Origin of the sequence: Collimonas silvisoli, from assembly GCF_018305005.1 — a bacterium.
GTDB classification, from domain to species: domain Bacteria; phylum Pseudomonadota; class Gammaproteobacteria; order Burkholderiales; family Burkholderiaceae_D; genus Collimonas; species Collimonas silvisoli.
On record NZ_JAGQEG010000003.1, the window covers coordinates 68,194 to 85,974 of the forward strand.

Genomic DNA, 17,781 nt, shown 5'->3' on the forward strand with positions numbered 1-17,781 from the left:
TTCTATTTCAGATTTGATTTCTCAGCATCCACTGCAATGTGTCTTCCAGTGACGGATGCGACAATGCACCGATACATTTTTCCAGTTTCGTCGGCACACCGCATAAGCGATGGACTTCATTCGCACGTACGAAATCTGGGTTCACTTTGACCTCCAACTCATGCCCGGAAATTTTGCGCAACAACTCAATAACTGACTTGAGCGTTACAGGTTTACCTGAACAAACATTGTAAATCTCTCCAGACACACCCTTTTCCAGCAATTTCAAATATGCGTCGCAAACAAACCGCGCGTCATTAAATTCCCGTTCGACATCCAGATTACCCAGCTCGACAAACGCCGCCTGCCGCGCAAAGTGCGCCACCAGCTTGGGAATCAAAAAAGACTCTGTCTGTCCCAAGCCCGTATAGTTAAATGGCCTCACAAAAAAAAGCGGCAATCTGTCCAAGTAATTTCTCGCCATGTATTCCATGGCCAATTTACTCATCGCGTAGTGATTGACCGGAGCGGGCGCCTGTTCCTCGGAAATAGGAGATTGCTCACAATTGCCGTAAACGTTGGCGCTACTCGCCAGTAAAATCTTCCGTGGAATCTGCGGCAACGCAGTCAATCCATCTAGGAGATTCAAAGTTCCAATGACATTGACGTCATAGAAAGCACTGACATCAGCATGTCCCACGAAGCTGATAGCGGCCAAATGCACCACCGCATCCGGCTCAGCTTTCAAAATCTCCTGCTTCAAACCCTCACGATCTTTTAAATCGGAGTTGACGGCAATCAAGGCATGCCCAGCGGCCTTGGCGCTATCGGCAAAGTGGCGACCGGTAAAGCCGTCCGCCCCAGTAAGCAGTATCCTCAAAACGAGAATCCCTTCTGATTTCGGCGCAAATCAGCCTCAACCATCATCGAGCACAGTTCTTCCAATGTGGTAGTTGGCTCCCAGCCCAATTTAGCCTTGGCCTTCGCAGGATCGCCTATCAGTAACTCTACTTCAGCCGGCCGGTAAAACTTAGGATTGATCCGCATGACTGTTTTACCAGTAGCAACATCCAACGCAGTTTCATTCTCGGCAGAGCCCTTGAAATCCACGGTGATTCCGGCCCCCTTGAAAGCCATGCTTACGAAGTCGCGCACAGTTTCAGTACGATTGGTCGCCAGCACGAAGGTATCCGGCTGATCCGCCTGCAGCATACGCCACATGCCTTCCACGTATTCTTTTGCAAAGCCCCAGTCGCGTTTTGCATCAAGGTTGCCAAGCTCCACGCAATCCAATTGACCCAACTTGATCTTGGCGACCGAATCGGTGATCTTGCGCGTAACGAACTCACGTCCACGCAACGGACTTTCGTGATTGAACAGGATCCCGCTAGAACCGAAGATATCGTAGCTCTCGCGATAGTTGACTGTCATCCAGTGCGCATAGAGTTTGGCAACGCCGTAGGGGCTGCGTGGATAAAAAGGCGTGTCTTCAACCTGTGGGATAGCCTGGACCTTGCCAAACATTTCCGATGTCGACGCTTGATAAAACTTGATCTTTCGATTGACCAGGCGAATCGCTTCCAGCAGATTTAATGCTCCCAATCCGGTAATTTGCGCGGTGGTAGTCGGCTGATCAAAACTAACCCCAACAAAGCTCTGAGCCGCAAGGTTATATATCTCGTCGGGCTGCACTTTCTGAACCAGAGCCAGTGTAGAACCCGGATCCGTCAAATCGGATTCCACCAAGTGCAGGTCAGGATGGGTTAAGACACCCAACTCATCCATACGCCAGAAATTGACCGAACTGGTACGACGGTAAGTACCGTAAACAGCGTAGTTTTTTTCGAGTAGAAGTTGCGCTAAATAAGCACCGTCTTGACCGGTAATACCAGTAATGATTGCGGCTTTTTTCATGGTTTCATTTTAGATAATCAGAAATCATTTTCTAGGGAATCTCTTATATGAACGTTTCTCCAAACAATATTTCTGCGGCTAGCTGCATGGCATCAAAGATGTGTACAAGCGAATGACTTACATTCTTGCCCGGTTTTACGGGGTCATTTTACATAGCTAAATGAAATTGAATATGCAGATAAATATTATTTTTATCTCGGCGGCCAGGCAAGATCAAAATCTTCTTTATCTAAGGTCAGGTTTGGACTATAAGCAGGATCATGCTCTATGATATTCGCCCATTTCCTCTGCATGTATGCAACCTCTCCTTTAAATCTTTCTTTTTTTTCCGCAGTATCCTCCGCCCCTCGGGTCGCAGACTCATGGTGATAAAGTTCGGCGTACGGAGTCCAAACATTTCTGAATCCGATAGATCTTATCTTTAAACATAAATCTACATCATTAAACGCAACTGCAAGATTTTCCTCATCAAGACCACCTACCTGCTCATAAATAGTTTTTCTTACAATCAGACACGCTGCAGTAACTGCTGAAAATGACTGGCATAAACCTCCCCTACCGAAATAACCTTTATCAGTATAGTCAATATATTTATGCGCGTGGCCTGCTACCCCCCCGATACCTAAAATAACTCCACCATGCTGCAAAGTTGAATCTGGGTATAAAAGACGCGCACCGACCGCACCAACATCTTTTTGAATTGCCAAGCTAACCATCTCTGTTAGCCAGTCCGGTGAAATTACTTCAATATCATTATTTACCAATCCGATAATAGATCCTGACGATGCTTTTACGGCACGATTATTAATTGCGGAATAATTAAATACTCCCTCATCTCTTATTACCTTAACGATGGGATTATTTTCGAATGACTCTAAATAATCAATTGTTTTTCGATCGTCAGAATTATTGTCAATTATCAATATTTCATAATTTTTATAGCTGGTTTTTTTTAAAATACTTTCAACACACTGCTTTATCAGCTTATAGCCATTACGTGTTGGAATTATCAATGATACAAGAGGTTGATTGTCCGGAATTTCATAATGAATTCTGTAACTATGTCCAACTATCTCCGATTTTGCTTTGATACCGATGCGCGCAAAATGATCATTTATCGCCCGCTCACCGGCAAGCATGGCATATGGCTTTTCTGAACCATTCAAAGCTGTGCTGCCCGGCATGATGCGCCAATGGTACAGCACGCGAGGGATATGATGAATTTGTTCAGAATTTGGCAATTTCGCAATGCATCGTAGTGCCAAGTCATAGTCTTGCGATCCCTCATACCCGACTCTGAACCCACCAACCTCCTTTACCAAAGAAGTTTTATAAACCCCAAGATGGCAGAACATATTGTGCGACAGAAATAAATCATAGTTCCAATCGCACTTAAAGTATGGGCTTGAACGTACACCATCAAGATCTATTTTATCTTCATCGGAATAAATCAATTGAACATCAGGATTTTTATTAATAGCTTCCGCTATATGGAAAAGTGCGTTTTCGGCCAGCAGATCATCGTGATCAAGCAAGGCGATATAATCGCCGCTCACCAATTCCAGCGCAGAGTTAGATGCGGCAGAAATATGGCCATTTTCTTTGCGGAAAACCACTTTAATGCGTGAATCTCGCTCCTGGTGCTGACGGAGAATTTTCCCTATTTTCGGATTGGGAGAAGCATCATCCGCAATACAGAGCTCCCAATGCGTATAAAGCTGATTCGTAACCGATAAAATTGCTTCGTTAAGCAATTCTACAGGAAGATTGTAAACCGGCATTACCACGCTAATTAATGGCTTATAGGCCATTTTTTCTATTGCTGCTACGATTTCAAACCGCTTTGCATCATCAATTGTGTCGTATTGGCGTACCCACTCTGCGTAGCTCCGGCTGAAAACTGTAAATTTCCGCTGACTAACCAGCTGATGAGGTTTTATACCGGCGAGTTTGACTACCAAATCAATAGTATGGTCACCAACATCCAATTCGACATCTATAATAAACCCGCTATTTGCAGAGTACGACGCCTCATTAAAATGGATGCCAACGTCAGGACGCGGTTGTTGTGTTTTACACTGAAATTTCCTGCCATCAATAAATACAAACACTTCACGTACAGGTATATTGGTAGAAAAACACCAGCCTGATATACGGATCTTTTTCTCTATTGTTGAATCCAGCGATGGAACATCCAGAGACCATTCAATAGGTGGCATCTCTGAATCTCTCAGAAAACCTCTTTTCCAATCAATAAAATGGTAGTACGCAATTTTCAATGAAATATTAGTATATATGCGCTTGATATTTGCCCTAGCCCCTGGCGACAAAGGTAATCGGCGATAAATTCGACGTAATACCGCTTTGGCATTGGATATTTTAGTTGACATTATTTAACTTAAAGAAATTAATATACAATGCGATACCATTCGCATTTATTCAATTTTTCTTATTACATTAATTTTCAGAAAATGGTGAATGTACCGATAGAAGATCATTCTTCAAGAATCAGGGTTTCACCATAACTGAAAATATTTATAATCCAATTTTTTTCTGCACCCATCTCCACGACCAATGACCTTTTACAATACCGAGTATCTTTTCTTTTTCTGTGAGATGTTGCATGAGAAGAGTATTTTTCTCTCGTAAATCTTTTATCTCCTGCATTAAATCGTTATGTATATACGATAGTTCATTATCAATTTTATGCTCAATCAGATGCGTTTTCTCATTGAGAAGTGTAGTAATCTTTAAAAATTCAGTCCCTACCTGATTACTTAGATCTAAGCTGATTTCATCAGCCGATAATTTATCATTGAGAAGCGTTGTAATTTTTAAAAATCCAGCTCCTACCTGATTGCTTAAATCTAAGTTGACTTCGTCGGCCGATAATTTCTGCGGCGTAAGAACGATTTCCAACTGCCAGTTGACATCTATATTTTGGATAACCTCTGGCGAAAGGTCAAAATCAAACCGGGGATCGCCCCCGGTTGCAATTAGCGTGATTTCGTTGCTAGAGTCATCAAGCTTGTGAATCTGAATTTCTCCCATATTCCGAAATATGGTGGTATCGCCATCCCATTCCCAGGTCGTTTTCCCGATTGCATCCAACAGTCGCATGGACTCCATGCGGATGACAGCGGGGCATTCTGTGACATCAAGCCTGAGGTGATCTATCTCGGCGACCCGGTTCTGGAACGTGAATTTGACATTCTGCTTGCCGCCGCCAAGCAAAATTGGTCGTGCTAATACGTCTTTTTCCGAATAGCCAGTTTGACCAACATGATGCATGTACAGCTTGCTCTGAGTTCTCTCTGCAGAAAATGACGACGACTGCAAAGCAGGTTCGTCAAGAGTACCAAAATCCTCATACAGGGTAGCCCCCATATCCGGCAACGGAACGTCGCCGGCAAACGCCAGAAAATAGAGTGGCCGATGCAGTTGCGCGTCGAAAGCAGCGGGCAACCGAACGTCGTAAAAATGTTTGAAAGCCATGTCGCAGCTACCCATCGGGACGGTAGCCGAGGCCGTCAGCACGCGCTGTCCATAGAGCGCTGTATGCGTAAAGTGTTGATTGAGCAGTTGTTGAAATTCGTCCAGATACAATTCCTTGACGTGGTAGGGATTATCGTATCCCGGCACATCTGAATACTCAAGCTTGTTGGGACTCGATATAAGCAACAGGCCATCCGGTTTCAGCACCCGCTTGATTTCACGCATCATGGCCTCGTGCTGATCATGATGTTCAATTGTCTCAAAACTGACGACCAGATCGATACTGGCCGACTCAACAGGAATAGCCGCGCAAGAACCATTACGGTACTCTAGATTGGGGGCTTGATAGGTGAGTTGAGCGTGCTTAACGGCATCTGGGCTGATGTCTACACCAATAGCGCTATGCGCAACTGCGGCGAGGATACTGGTGCCGTAGCCTTCGCCGGAGGCGATATCGAGGACGCATAAGCCACCTGCGTAGTTTTGCGCTACTGCGTAGCGGTGCAGGTGTTCCAACACAATCACGCCAGGCATGCCTGGAATAAAACGTTCACCGCTCCATTCCAACTCGGGTGCTTGCAGTTCTTCGGGTAACCCTTGTGCATTCATAATATTTCGCTTCTCTATGCTAATCTGATAAATTTCTGCTTAGTCCGACAACAGCTTCACTTCACGCCTTGATCTGCGTGGTCGGCATAGGCTGCAAGCCGAATATTTTCCATCGGAATTCCGACCAGCCCGGTACTTGCGCTTGACGATTCGGACTTGAACAACAAGGCGTCGTGTATCCAATGTAATTGCGTATGCTCGTCTTGCGTTCCTTCAGCGATGGCAACGTTGACCGTATACTCGCCTCGCGGCAGGATCGGCATCAGGAAAGAAAACTCCGCCTCCAATAAATCGCTTTCGTGGCAAACTACGGCGTGGTCGTGATAGCTTAAATACGTATTATCTCCAAACAGCGTTTGTCCCAGTTTGTCCTTGATGTAAAAACCAACGATTGGCGATTCCAGGAGTTGATGCGCCACTACGCTGATTTTCAAGGTAACTGACTCCCCCCCGACAACCCAGGACAGCGGGTGCTCTGCAGCATCATAAAACTCCACACCAGTAATTTGAGCCCCCCCTTTTCCGAACGATGCTGCATCGGGGTCAAACGCGAAAAGCTTGATGTCGTTTCTCAAATTGGTCGCATTCAAAAACGTCAACCGCTGGTCCTTGGCTGGCTTATCGCTTTGCTTAACGGCTGCGCGCATTTGGGTCGTGGTGCTCTTTCCTTGTTGAGCCTCATAGAATGCCTGTAAATAGAGGTCGCAGACGTCTTTCGGGCTACCGGTCTGCAACATCCTGCCCTTTTCTATCCAGATTGCGTGAGTGCAAAGGTTTTTGAGTGATCCGGTGTCGTGGCTGACGAACAGCACAGTGCCTGTCTTCATGAATTTACGCAGAAAACGCATGCATTTTTGGGTAAAAAATGCATCGCCGACAGCAAGCGCCTCATCCACTACCAAAACATCCGCATCAACATGGGCAATGACCGCAAATGCCAACCTGACGTACATCCCGCTGGAATATGCTTTTACCGGCTGATCGATAAAATCGCCGATATCAGCAAAAGCGGCGATATCGCCAAAGCGCTGGTCTACTTGCTCCCGCGTAAGCCCTAGCAGTTGGCCATTGAGATAGACATTTTCTCGACCAGAATATTCTGGATTGAACCCGGATCCAAGCTCCAGCAGCGCAGCAACCCGCCCGTTAACTTCCACCTGCCCACTGGTAGGCGCAAGCGTCCCGCAAATGATTTGCAGCAAAGTACTCTTACCCGAACCATTCCGACCGATAACACCGACAGTTTCACCTTTTTTGACTTCAAAATCGATGTCATGTAACGCCCAGAAATGACGGGCGCATGCATGGGCGCGTTGCTGTAGTCGCTGCCGCAACTGGCCATTTGGCAGCAACCGCGCAGCTAAGCTGTAGAGACTCTGTTTAAGGCGATTTTGCGGGCGATCGTATGTACTAAAACATTTACTCAGCCCGCTGACACGAACAGCTATTTCAGAGGACATCGGCAAATCCTTTACGTGCTTTTTGAAACCAGACGAAACCCGTCCATGCGATAACACCGGCGATTCCAGTGTAGATCATCCATTCATCCCAGTTGATGGCGGTGCCCCAGACGAGTACTTGGCGCGCCTGTTCGATAGGAAGGGCTAGCGGGTTTAATTTAACCAAGATCTTCCAATCCCCAGGCAAAGAGGATGAAGGAAAGAATATTGGCGACACAAACATAAGTGCCGTCATGAAAATGCCAACAGTCTGACCGATATCGCGCAAAAAAACGCCTGTAGCAGCTAGCCACCAGCTAAGTCCCAAAATAAGTAGCATGAGGGGTAACAGTACAATCGGAATCATCCAGACAGTCGACGGTAAAGTGCCAGTAACAATGAATTCGAAAGCCAGCAATACTGTAATGCTGATGGTGGCGTGGAACAGCGCAGAGCATAAATTTACGCAAGGCAGTATCTCAAGAGGGAACACCACTTTTTTTACAAAATTGGCGTTAGCTAGAATGATTCCCGGAGCGCGATTGATACATTCGGAGAAAAGATTGAATACGATCAGTCCGGCGAACAGAATAATGGCAAATTCGGTCTTGGAATCACTCCCGCCGCCGCCCCAGCGCGCTTTGAATATCTGGCTGAATACAAAAGTATAGATGGCCAACATAAAGAGCGGTGTAATCAGCGACCATACGATGCCAAAAAAAGATCCTTTATAGCGGCCAACGGCATCACGACGAGCCAGATCGCGGATGAGGTTTCGGTGCTGCCAAAGTGAATTTGCTAAGGCCTTAGGGGAAATACTATGATTTTTCATTCGTTCCTTGCAATCAACTCGCTCAGGCAAGAATCCATATCAACTTGCCAATCCGGCAGGGAAAGCTGAAATGCATTTTGCAATTTATGTGTCGCAAGACGAGAGTTACGCGGTCTTGGAGCCGGGAGCGGATAAGCCTCGGTGGAAATTGCCTCGATAGCTTCAGAAGTGAGCTTAAGCGATAAACCTTGAAGTTGGGCCTGCGCGACGACATGTTGAGCATAACCGTGCCAAGTAGTGTCGCCGCTAGCGCATAAATTGTAAATACCCGCAGTAGCAAGAATATGATCCGCGACTGGAACTGAAGACCGCAATGCGGCTGCAGTGGTCCTTGAAATAGTACGCGCCCAAGTTGGCGCCCCTGCCTGATCCGCCACAATTCGGATGTTTTCTCGCTCTTTAGCTAAACGCAATATTGTCTTAAGGAAATTTCCGCCATGTACTCCATAGACCCAACTGGTGCGGAAAATCCAGTGAGCTGGACATGCTTGCGCTACTGCTTTTTCACCTTCAAGCTTGGTCCGCCCATACACACTTTGAGGGTTGGGCCTATCTTCCTCTGTGTAAGCGCTACTCTTAGTGCCGTCAAATACATAATCGGTTGAATAATGAATCATCGCTGCACCGAGCCTTTGCGCCTCCTCGGCCATGACTCCCGGCGCTTCGCCGTTGATGCGCATAGCCAGTTCCGGCTCGCTCTCAGCCTTGTCAACCGCGGTATAAGCTGCCGGGTTGATGATCAAGTCAGGCTTGACTGCACGGATGACATCACGTACCTGATCCAAATTCGATAAATCCATCTGATTACGGTCAAGTGCAACAATCTCGCCCAACCCCTGCAGACTACGCTCCAGCTCATACCCAACCTGTCCGCTCTTGCCTGTTACCAGAATCTTCATGCAAATACCTCGGCATCTGCCAGCAATTTACCGACTTGATCCTTGCCAGACAACAATGGCGCACCACTAAGCGGCCAGTTAATAGCAATGACAGGGTCGCTCCAAAGAATCGAACGTTCGAATTCCGGCGCCCAATAATCCGTTGTCTTGTACAGGAATTCAGCAGACTCGCTTGTGACGACAAAACCATGCGCAAAACCTGGCGGCACCCAAAGCTGACGCTTATTGTCAGCAGATAAAGTCGCGCCAACCCAGTGACCAAATGTCGGCGAGCTTTTACGGATATCAACGGCAACATCAAATACTTCTCCAGCTACGACGCGCACCAATTTCCCTTGCGGTTGCTGAATTTGATAGTGCAAACCACGCAGGACATTTTTCGCAGATTTGGAGTGATTATCCTGAACGAAGTTTGTTGTAACGCCGGTTAACTCTTTAAAACGGCGCTCATTAAAACTTTCGTAAAAAAAACCTCGATCATCGCCAAAGGCTTTTGGTTCGATAATGAAGACATCCGGAATATTGGTTGTTTGAACTTGCATGTTTAATACACCTTGTCGGTCAGTAATTGCAGCAGATATTGGCCATAGCTATTTTTCCTCAATGGTTGCGCCAACATTTCAAGTTGCGCGGCATCGATATAGCCCTTACGAAAAGCAATCTCTTCCGGACAAGCGACTTTCAGTCCCTGGCGATTCTCAATCGTAGCGATGAATTGTCCGGCATCCAGTAACGACTCATGCGTACCAGTATCGAGCCATGCCATGCCCCGCCCCATTAGCTCAACATCTAGTTGATTTTTTTCGAGGTAAATACGATTGACATCGGTAATTTCCAGCTCGCCACGCGGCGAAGGTTTGATGCTGGCGGCGATATCGCACACCTGCCGGTCATAAAAATATAAGCCGGTCACAGCGTAGTTGGACTTAGGTTGTTCTGGCTTTTCTTCAAGGCTGACCGCACGACGCTGCCCGTCAAACTCGACCACGCCATACCGTTCCGGATCGTGCACATGATAGGCAAACACGGTAGAGCCTTCCGTGCGCGCCGAAGCCGCCCGCAACTGGCTTTCAAAATCGTGGCCGTAGTAAATGTTGTCACCCAAAATCAAGGCGGAGGGCGAATCGCCGACAAAATCCCGGCCAATAATGAATGCTTGCGCCAATCCGTCGGGTGTCGGTTGCACCGCATAGCTAAGCTCAATGCCCCACTGTCGTCCGTCGCCCAATAACTCTTTGAAGCGAGGCGTATCCTGCGGCGTCGAAATGATCAGGATTTCCCGTATCCCGGCCAGCATCAGCGTGGTCAGAGGGTAGTAGATCATCGGTTTGTCGTACACCGGCAGCAATTGCTTGGAGACCGCCATGGTGACTGGATACAAGCGAGTGCCAGAGCCTCCCGCGAGGATGATTCCTTTGCGGCGTTGTGGTGTCGACGCGGTCATTGCTTATCCTCCACCGAACTTTGGCGTTGCTCGTAGTTCTTCTCAACCCACTTCAGATAGTCACCGGATTGAACATCTTTTACCCAATCCTGATTGGTCAAATACCACTGCACCGTCTTGCGAATGCCTGTATCGAATGTTTCCTTCGGCTTCCATCCGAGCTCACGTTCGATCTTGCGCGCGTCAATGGCATAGCGGCGGTCATGGCCCGGGCGGTCGGTGACGTAGGTAATCTGATCGCGATAGCTGCCAGTTGCCTTCGGATCGAGTTCATCCAGGATGTCACACAAGGTATGGACCACATCCAGGTTGGCTTTCTCATTCCAGCCGCCGACGTTATAGACCTCTCCTGGCTTGCCCGCTTCCAGCACCCGGCGAATCGCAGCGCAGTGATCGCTCACGTAGAGCCAGTCGCGCACTTGCTGCCCATCGCCGTATATCGGCAATGGCTTGCCGGCGCGGGCGTTGGTGATAATCAGGGGGATCAGCTTTTCCGGGAAATGGTAAGAGCCATAGTTGTTGGAGCAATTGGTAGTCAGTGTCGGCAATCCGTAGGTGTGGTGATAAGACCGGACCAGATGATCGGAGGCCGCCTTAGACGCTGAATACGGGCTGTTAGGCGCGTACTGGGTGTTTTCGGTAAACGGCGCGTCGGTCGGCCCCAGAGTGCCATATACCTCATCGGTCGACACATGCAGAAAGCGAAATACCGCTTTTTCGGTGTCTGGCAATGCGCTCCAATAGGAGCGAGCAGCTTCCAGCAGGCCAAAAGTACCATTGACATTGGTCTCCACAAAAGCTGCTGGGCCGTGGATCGAGCGGTCGACATGGCTTTCTGCCGCAAAATGGACAATCGCGCGAGGCTTATATTGCGCCAAGAGAGCGGCAACCTGCGCTGTATCGCCAATATCGCCTTGCACAAAAATATGACGTGGATCCTGGCGAACGCTCGCCAGGTTATTGATATTTCCAGCGTAAGTCAGCTTGTCGAAATTAATCACCGGCTCGTCATTTTGCGCCAGCCAGTCGAGTACGAAATTGGAACCGATAAAACCAGCTCCGCCAGTAATAAATATCATGTATATATCCTAAAAATAGGGTTCTGAAGGCGCGCGCCACAATCAGCGAATACTGCGCATTTCTTCGAAATCACCAAATTCGTGCGTAACCCTGAATTATCCACTATTCGCAGCCAATATTAGTTACCTAACTATCATTTAACGATCTTTAACCCGGCGCATATCGGTAAGCAACGTAACAAATTGTTGCGAAATAACAACTTAACAATAATTGACATAACCAAGTCAGCTTCAGACCGCAAAAAATGCAGAAAGTGCGACATCCGCCTCCTCGTCGACTTTTCTAGCGAGTTGTGTAGCGGTTTCTCGTACTGAAAACATAATGCGCAACTCAAAAAACCAACCAGCGATCTACAATAGCGAACCCCAATGACCGTAGCCGTTGCAAAATATGATACCCATCAACCCCAAGCTATTTGCCATCGGCGACTTGCAAGGCTGCCATCAAAGCCTGCTGGATTTACTAAAACGCATCGACGCAACCACCCCCGGCGCACACTTGATTTTTGTCGGCGACCTGGTCAACCGCGGGCCGCAATCGCTGGCAACATTACGATTGATCCGCTCGCTAGGCGATCGCGCAAGAGCCTTGCTCGGCAATCACGATTTGCATCTGCTGGCAGCCGCGCACGGCATCCGCAAACTGCACCGTAGCGACACCCTGGATGAAATTCTCAACGCTCCCGATCGCGAAGAATTGCTCGACTGGCTGAGACAGCGGCCGCTGGCGCTGCTGGAGCAAGACCATTTGTTTGTACACGCCGGCGCACTACCGCAATGGTCTGCGGCTAAAACGGTGGCGTTGGCGCAAGAAGTCGAAAGCGTGCTGCGCGGTCCCGATTGGCTTGGGTTCTTGCGTGAAATGTATGGCAGCCAGCCGGCGCGCTGGGACGATGCGCTGCAAGGCAACGACCGCTTGCGCTGCATCGTCAACGCTTTGACCCGCCTGCGGTTTTGCACTGAAGACGGCACCATGGAACTGACTGCAAAGGAAAGCACCGGCACATCCATGACCGGCTATCTGCCGTGGTTCGATCTGCCGCAACGGCAGACCCAGGATGTCACCGTGGTGTGCGGGCATTGGTCAACCTTGGGGCTGGTGCTCAGGCCGAATCTGATTGGACTGGATACCGGTTGCGTGTGGGGCGGGAAGCTGACTGCGATACGACTTGCCGATCGTTTGCTGCTTCAAGTCAGCTGCCCGCAGGCACAGCGGCCAGGATAAGAAATCAGCTCTCGACCGTGTCTTTTTCCACTAGCCCCAACGCCTCAGCAATCGAACTGCGCGCGATAACGGCTAGTTCACGCCGGTGCGATCCGGTCGTATCGATGGGCGCCAGCTGAATCAGCTCGGCTTTCATGGGCGGCGCCTTCAAGATTGCCAGCATGCTTTGGGCAAAAGTCATGTCGCCGATAAAATCCGCGGCTGGATGCAGCGCTCCATGCTGATCCAGATAGCGCAAGGCATAGGGCTGGATCGGCGCTTTCGCATCGAGCGCGGCCTCGAACAGGTTGGCGTGAAAAGGCAGTACCGAGCCCTGCGCCGCCGTGGTGCCTTCAGGGAAAAAGGCTACCCGTGCGCCTGCTTCAATGCTTGTCACAAGGCCCTGGAATATGCGGCGTACATCGCGCTGCTTGCCGCGCGCAATGAAAATCGTGCCGCCTTTTTCGCACAACCAGCCGAGCAAAGGCCAGTCGCGGATATCGGACTTGCCGACAAACTGGCAGGTTTGAATCGAGTTGATGACAAAGATATCGAGCCACGACACGTGATTGGCAACGATCAAGGCACGCGCCGCCGCTACGCTATTCTGCGGATTGCGCAAGGTGACTTGCACCCGGCAGATCGCTAGCAGCTGGATCGACCAGAGCCGTATGCGCCGCTGCCGCCCCGCGCTATCGGTCATCGGAAACACGACGGCACAGGTCCACAAGCCGATAACCAGGTGCAGCAGCACCCGCAGCAAACGCCAGCTGCTCATGGGCGTTCAAATGCTATATGGCCGGCCACGATCGTGGTCTTGACTCTTCCGCTCAGCTCGTACCCGAGAAACGGCGTGTGCTTGCCTTGGCTGGCCAATTCCTTGGCTTCCACCTGCCAACGCGCGGCCGGGTCGAAAATACAGATATCGGCGACGCTGCCGACAGCCAGCTGGCCGGCCGCCAGACTGGCCACGCGCGCCGCATCGGTGGTGATTTTCGCCAATGCGCGGCTGAGTCCTTGCTGCGCCGGAGACACGCATTCCTCAGCCCATTTCAGGGCCAGCGACAACAGCAGTTCGAGACCGGTGGCGCCGGGCGTTGCTTCGCCGAACGGCAGCAATTTCTCGTCGTCGTCGACCGGCGTGTGGTCCGAACAGATGGCATCTATGGTGCCGTCCAGCAGCGCCTGCCGAATTGCGTCGCGATCGCGTTGCGAACGGAACGGCGGCGTCATTCTGGCGTTGGAATCGAAGAAACCGATGTCGACGTCGGTCATGTGGATGTGATGGGCGCCGACGTCGCAACTGATCGGCAGACCTTCTTTCTTGGCGTTCCTGATCAACTCCAGACCCGGAGCGGACGAAATCCGGCACAGATGGACGCGCGCGCCGGTGGCCCGCACCAGCTCGAAAATGGTATGCAGCCGAATAGTTTCCGACATGGTCGGCACGCCCGACAAGCCCAGTCGCGAAGCCACCGCTCCGCTGTGCGCAATGCCGCCGTGTCCCAGATATGGGTCTTGCGGATGCAACCAGACGGTGTAGTCGAAAGTGCGAGCATATTGCAAGGCCCGCAGCAGCACGGTGGTGTCCAGAATCGGCTCCTCCGCCTGGGCAAAACCGATACAGCCGGCGTCGGTCAGCTCGGCCATCTCAGTCAATTCCTTGCCCTTGAGCCCGACTGTCAGAGCACCCAGCGGATAGACATGCGCCTGGTTCAAACTCCTGGCGCGATGCTTCAGCATTTCCACCAGGCCTGGCTCATCCAGTGCCGGATCGGTATCCGGCGGGCATACCAGACTGGTGACGCCGCCCTGCATGGCGGCCTGCATTTCCGATTCCAGCGTTGCCTTGTATTCGTAGCCGGGTTCACGCAGACGCGCGCTCAAATCGACCAGGCCCGGCGTCACCACCAAGCCGCTCGCATCGATGGTTTTGTTGGCAGAGAAATCGGCCGGCGCGACGCCAACGCCGACGATCTTGCCTGCGCTAATGAACAGATCCTGCTGCGCGTCGATATTGTTTGCGGGGTCGATCAGACGGCCGTTTTTGATGTGAAGTTTCATCTGTGAATGTGTTGGCGATTCTATAAATAATTATCTGGATCAAGACTCATTGCGATGGCCTCAGCGCCGCTTTAATTCCCGGCCAGAATGCTCATGACCGCCATCCGCACCGCGATGCCGAATGTCACTTGCGGCAAGATCACCGCCTGCGTACCGTCGGCAACGGCTGAGTCGATTTCCACACCGCGGTTCATCGGCCCCGGATGCATCACGATCGCATCCGGCTTGGCCAGCGCCAGGCGCTCAGGCGTCAGACCGTAGCTCTTGAAAAATTCTTGCGCCGATGGCAGCAAGGCTCCGCTCATGCGCTCATTCTGCAGGCGCAGCATGATGATCACATCGACGCCCTTCAAACCCTCGTTCATGTCGGTGAATACGCGCACGCCCATTTGTTCCAGGCCGCTTGGCAGCAAAGTACGCGGGCCGATGGCGCGTACTTCCGGCACGCCCAGGGTGGTCAATCCGTGGATGTCCGAGCGCGCAACGCGGCTATGCAAGATGTCGCCGACAATCGCTACGGTCAGATTGCTGAAATCCTTTTTGTAATGCCGGATCGTGTACATGTCCAGCAAACCCTGGGTCGGGTGCGCGTGACGGCCGTCGCCGGCATTCACTACGTGGACATGGTTCCGCCTGGTATCGGTAAGGTGTTTGGCGATCAGATACGGCGCACCGGATTGGGCGTGGCGCACCACGAACATGTCGGCGTGCATGGCCGACAGATTGTCGATCGTATCCAGCAGCGACTCGCCCTTGCTGGCGCTGGATGCGGAAATATTCAGATTGATGACATCGGCCGACAGGCGCTTGGAGGCAATCTCGAAAGTGGTGCGCGTGCGGGTTGAATTTTCAAAGAACAGATTGAACACGCTTTTACCGCGCATCAGCGGCACCTTCTTTACATCGCGGTCGCTGACGCCGACGAATGAAGATGCCGTGTCCAGAATATGGGTCACCACCGAAGTCGGCAATCCTTCTATGGTCAACAGATGTTGCAGTTCGCCGTTTTTATTCAGTTGGGGATTAAGCATTAGAGTGCACCATCAGGGAAAAGCTGCCGTCGTCGGCGCGTTCAAGTTGTAAGGATTGGCCGGACTGCAATGTCACTGCATCGGCGATGAAATCCGCCGCCACCGGCAAGTCGCGCTCGCCGCGATCGATCAGCGCCGCCAGCATGATTTTTGCAGGGCGGCCGTAATCGAACAATTCGTTGATCGCGGCACGCGTGGTGCGCCCGGTGTACAGCACGTCGTCCACCAGCAGGATTGTGGCGCCGTTGACGTCGAACGGGATCTGGGTCGGTTTGATGTCGGCACGCAAACCTTTTTCGGAAAAATCGTCGCGATAGAACGATACGTCGATAAAGCCGAGGCGTTCGCCCGGGTTCAATTGCAAGGCCGCGACCAGGCGCTCGGCAATCCAGGCGCCGCCTGAGTAGACGCCGATTACAGCGACATTGTCGACTTGCGCCAGGGCTGCTTTTACTTTTGCCTCAAGCACTTGATACAGTGCCTCGGCATCGAATTGGGGAGTGATTGTAGTCATTGCATCTTCATCGCAAAATCATTCGGATAGATCATCAAAATACTGCTGCAGAATAATCGCCGCAGCCTGGTCGTCGATCACTTCCCCACGCTGCTGCTTGATTACCGCGGACGAGTAGCGCTCATCTACCAGCACCGTGGCGACATCGTAACGGCCGTGCAACTGATTGGCAAAACGCTGGCAACGGATGCTCATCTCGTGAGTTGCGCCATCCGGATGCAAGGGCAGGCCGACCACGCACAGCACCGGCTGCCACTCTTTGATAAGGGCCGCGATTTCAGCAAACTTGCCGTCGTTGGTGGCGGCACTGATGACTTGCAACGGTTGCGCCTGCTTCAGCACGGTATTGCCGACCGCTACGCCAATCCGCTTCAGGCCGAAATCGAAACCCAGCACGGTACCCGCCATGTCCGCCACGCCCGTTAAATCAGCCATGCCCGGCTCCCGAGCGAATCGCAAAACAACTCACCAGCTCACGCACGTCCGGATTCCGCCGTCAGCATATACGGCGAAATGCCCAGCAGATTGACTGCGGCGGCAAACCGCTCGGCAATCGGCAATTCAAAAATGATGGCGGGATCGGCGGCGACGGTCAGCCAGCCGTTATGGACTATCTCGCTTTCCAGCTGGCCCGCGCTCCAGCCGGAACAACCGAGGCTGACCAGGATGCGCGGCGGCCCGTTGCCATGCGCCACTTCTTCCAACACATCCTTGGAGGTGGTCATGGCAATCTCGTCCGTCACTTTCAGTGTCGACGAATAATTCTTGACCGGTGCATGCAACACAAAACCGCGCTCGACCTGGACCGGGCCGCCAAACATCACGGGCCTTTCGCCGATCGGATCGCTGAAATCCAGTGCGCCCGGCTCGCCCGCTCCGGGACTGATCTCAAGCTTCAGATCGATGCGTTCGAACAGTAGCTGCATGGTCATATCGGTCGGTTTGTTGATTACCACGCCAAGTGCGCCATTGGCATTGTGCTCACACAGATACACCACGGTCCCGCCGAAGATGGGATCCAGCATGGAAGGCATTGCAATAAGGAAATGATTTGTCAGATTCAGGGAGGGAGAATCGGCGTCGCCCTCCGCGCCGCCATTGCGTTCGGGAGAATCGTCCGGAGTTGTATCTAGCTTAGCCATAAGCCACATTTTATCAGTTTTGAATGCGCTAAAGCCGCTTTGAATAGTGTTTCCTAACTGGCAAAGTCGTTACTGAAACCGCTGCTGCAACCGTTGCTGCAATGTTACACGCTGGCGAAAAAATGACTGAAGAGTA

At 51.1% G+C, this 17,781-nt stretch carries 17 protein-coding genes; 1 reads left to right on the plus strand and 16 read right to left on the minus strand.

The features are described 5' to 3' along the window. Nucleotides 1-7: 7 nt before the first annotated feature. The 10 genes from KHU33_RS01350 to rfbB all read right to left on the minus strand — a co-directional run bounded on the left by KHU33_RS01350 (nucleotide 8) and on the right by rfbB (nucleotide 11,690). Nucleotides 8-859 (minus strand): GDP-mannose 4,6-dehydratase, encoded by an 852-nt coding sequence (locus KHU33_RS01350; RefSeq protein ID WP_211460701.1) that lies wholly within the window; start codon nucleotides 857-859, stop codon nucleotides 8-10. Then, nucleotides 856-1,893 carry a GDP-mannose 4,6-dehydratase gene (gene gmd / locus KHU33_RS01355; protein ID WP_211460702.1) on the minus strand — a complete coding sequence of 346 codons (1,038 nt, stop codon included), beginning with the start codon at nucleotides 1,891-1,893 and terminating at the stop codon, nucleotides 856-858. The genes KHU33_RS01350 and gmd overlap by 4 nt, the downstream gene beginning before the upstream one ends. Before the next feature lie 191 nt (nucleotides 1,894-2,084). Continuing rightward, nucleotides 2,085-4,283: a glycosyltransferase family 2 protein gene (locus KHU33_RS01360; protein ID WP_230413986.1), complete on the minus strand. Its 2,199-nt coding sequence runs from the start codon at nucleotides 4,281-4,283 to the stop codon at nucleotides 2,085-2,087. Nucleotides 4,284-4,428: 145 nt separating this feature from the next. Continuing rightward, the gene (locus KHU33_RS01365; protein ID WP_211460703.1) at nucleotides 4,429-5,997 is read right to left on the minus strand and encodes a class I SAM-dependent methyltransferase; all 1,569 of its coding nucleotides are present in this window, start codon (nucleotides 5,995-5,997) and stop codon (nucleotides 4,429-4,431) included. A 56-nt stretch (nucleotides 5,998-6,053) separates the two neighbouring features. Further along, on the minus strand, nucleotides 6,054-7,457 hold the full coding sequence (locus KHU33_RS01370) for an ABC transporter ATP-binding protein (RefSeq protein ID WP_211460704.1): 1,404 nt from the start codon (nucleotides 7,455-7,457) through the stop codon (nucleotides 6,054-6,056). After that, nucleotides 7,447-8,268, minus strand: coding sequence for an ABC transporter permease (locus tag KHU33_RS01375; RefSeq protein WP_211460705.1), 822 nt, complete (start codon nucleotides 8,266-8,268; stop codon nucleotides 7,447-7,449). Before KHU33_RS01375 ends, KHU33_RS01370 begins: the two co-directional genes overlap by 11 nt. Further along, nucleotides 8,265-9,167 carry a dTDP-4-dehydrorhamnose reductase gene (rfbD, locus tag KHU33_RS01380; protein ID WP_211460706.1) on the minus strand — a complete coding sequence of 301 codons (903 nt, stop codon included), beginning with the start codon at nucleotides 9,165-9,167 and terminating at the stop codon, nucleotides 8,265-8,267. Before rfbD ends, KHU33_RS01375 begins: the two co-directional genes overlap by 4 nt. Beyond that, nucleotides 9,164-9,709: a dTDP-4-dehydrorhamnose 3,5-epimerase gene (gene rfbC, locus KHU33_RS01385; protein WP_211460707.1), complete on the minus strand. Its 546-nt coding sequence runs from the start codon at nucleotides 9,707-9,709 to the stop codon at nucleotides 9,164-9,166. Before rfbC ends, rfbD begins: the two co-directional genes overlap by 4 nt. A gap of 2 nt (nucleotides 9,710-9,711) precedes the next feature. After that, nucleotides 9,712-10,611 (minus strand): glucose-1-phosphate thymidylyltransferase RfbA, encoded by a 900-nt coding sequence (gene rfbA / locus KHU33_RS01390; protein WP_211460708.1) that lies wholly within the window; start codon nucleotides 10,609-10,611, stop codon nucleotides 9,712-9,714. Then, nucleotides 10,608-11,690 (minus strand): dTDP-glucose 4,6-dehydratase, encoded by a 1,083-nt coding sequence (gene rfbB, locus KHU33_RS01395; protein WP_211460709.1) that lies wholly within the window; start codon nucleotides 11,688-11,690, stop codon nucleotides 10,608-10,610. The genes rfbA and rfbB overlap by 4 nt, the downstream gene beginning before the upstream one ends. Nucleotides 11,691-12,081: 391 nt before the next feature. On the opposite strand from rfbB, the gene KHU33_RS01400 reads away from it, so the two are divergent. After that, nucleotides 12,082-12,915 (plus strand): symmetrical bis(5'-nucleosyl)-tetraphosphatase, encoded by an 834-nt coding sequence (locus KHU33_RS01400; RefSeq protein ID WP_211460710.1) that lies wholly within the window; start codon nucleotides 12,082-12,084, stop codon nucleotides 12,913-12,915. Nucleotides 12,916-12,919: 4 nt separating this feature from the next. Here the strand turns inward: KHU33_RS01400 and KHU33_RS01405 are convergent, their stop codons facing one another. The 6 genes from KHU33_RS01405 to KHU33_RS01430 all read right to left on the minus strand — a co-directional run bounded on the left by KHU33_RS01405 (nucleotide 12,920) and on the right by KHU33_RS01430 (nucleotide 17,645). Beyond that, nucleotides 12,920-13,672: a lysophospholipid acyltransferase family protein gene (locus KHU33_RS01405; RefSeq protein WP_211460711.1), complete on the minus strand. Its 753-nt coding sequence runs from the start codon at nucleotides 13,670-13,672 to the stop codon at nucleotides 12,920-12,922. Further along, nucleotides 13,669-14,958 carry a dihydroorotase gene (locus KHU33_RS01410; protein WP_211460712.1) on the minus strand — a complete coding sequence of 430 codons (1,290 nt, stop codon included), beginning with the start codon at nucleotides 14,956-14,958 and terminating at the stop codon, nucleotides 13,669-13,671. The genes KHU33_RS01405 and KHU33_RS01410 overlap by 4 nt, the downstream gene beginning before the upstream one ends. A gap of 71 nt (nucleotides 14,959-15,029) precedes the next feature. After that, nucleotides 15,030-15,989 (minus strand): aspartate carbamoyltransferase catalytic subunit, encoded by a 960-nt coding sequence (locus KHU33_RS01415; protein WP_211460713.1) that lies wholly within the window; start codon nucleotides 15,987-15,989, stop codon nucleotides 15,030-15,032. Next, nucleotides 15,982-16,503 carry a bifunctional pyr operon transcriptional regulator/uracil phosphoribosyltransferase PyrR gene (gene pyrR, locus KHU33_RS01420; protein WP_211460714.1) on the minus strand — a complete coding sequence of 174 codons (522 nt, stop codon included), beginning with the start codon at nucleotides 16,501-16,503 and terminating at the stop codon, nucleotides 15,982-15,984. Before pyrR ends, KHU33_RS01415 begins: the two co-directional genes overlap by 8 nt. 18 nt (nucleotides 16,504-16,521) lie before the next feature. Next, nucleotides 16,522-16,938: a Holliday junction resolvase RuvX gene (gene ruvX, locus KHU33_RS01425; protein WP_230413987.1), complete on the minus strand. Its 417-nt coding sequence runs from the start codon at nucleotides 16,936-16,938 to the stop codon at nucleotides 16,522-16,524. 38 nt (nucleotides 16,939-16,976) lie between these two features. Then, nucleotides 16,977-17,645, minus strand: a complete 669-nt coding sequence (locus KHU33_RS01430) for a YqgE/AlgH family protein (RefSeq protein WP_268907100.1) — start codon at nucleotides 17,643-17,645, stop codon at nucleotides 16,977-16,979. Nucleotides 17,646-17,781: the final 136 nt, after the last annotated feature.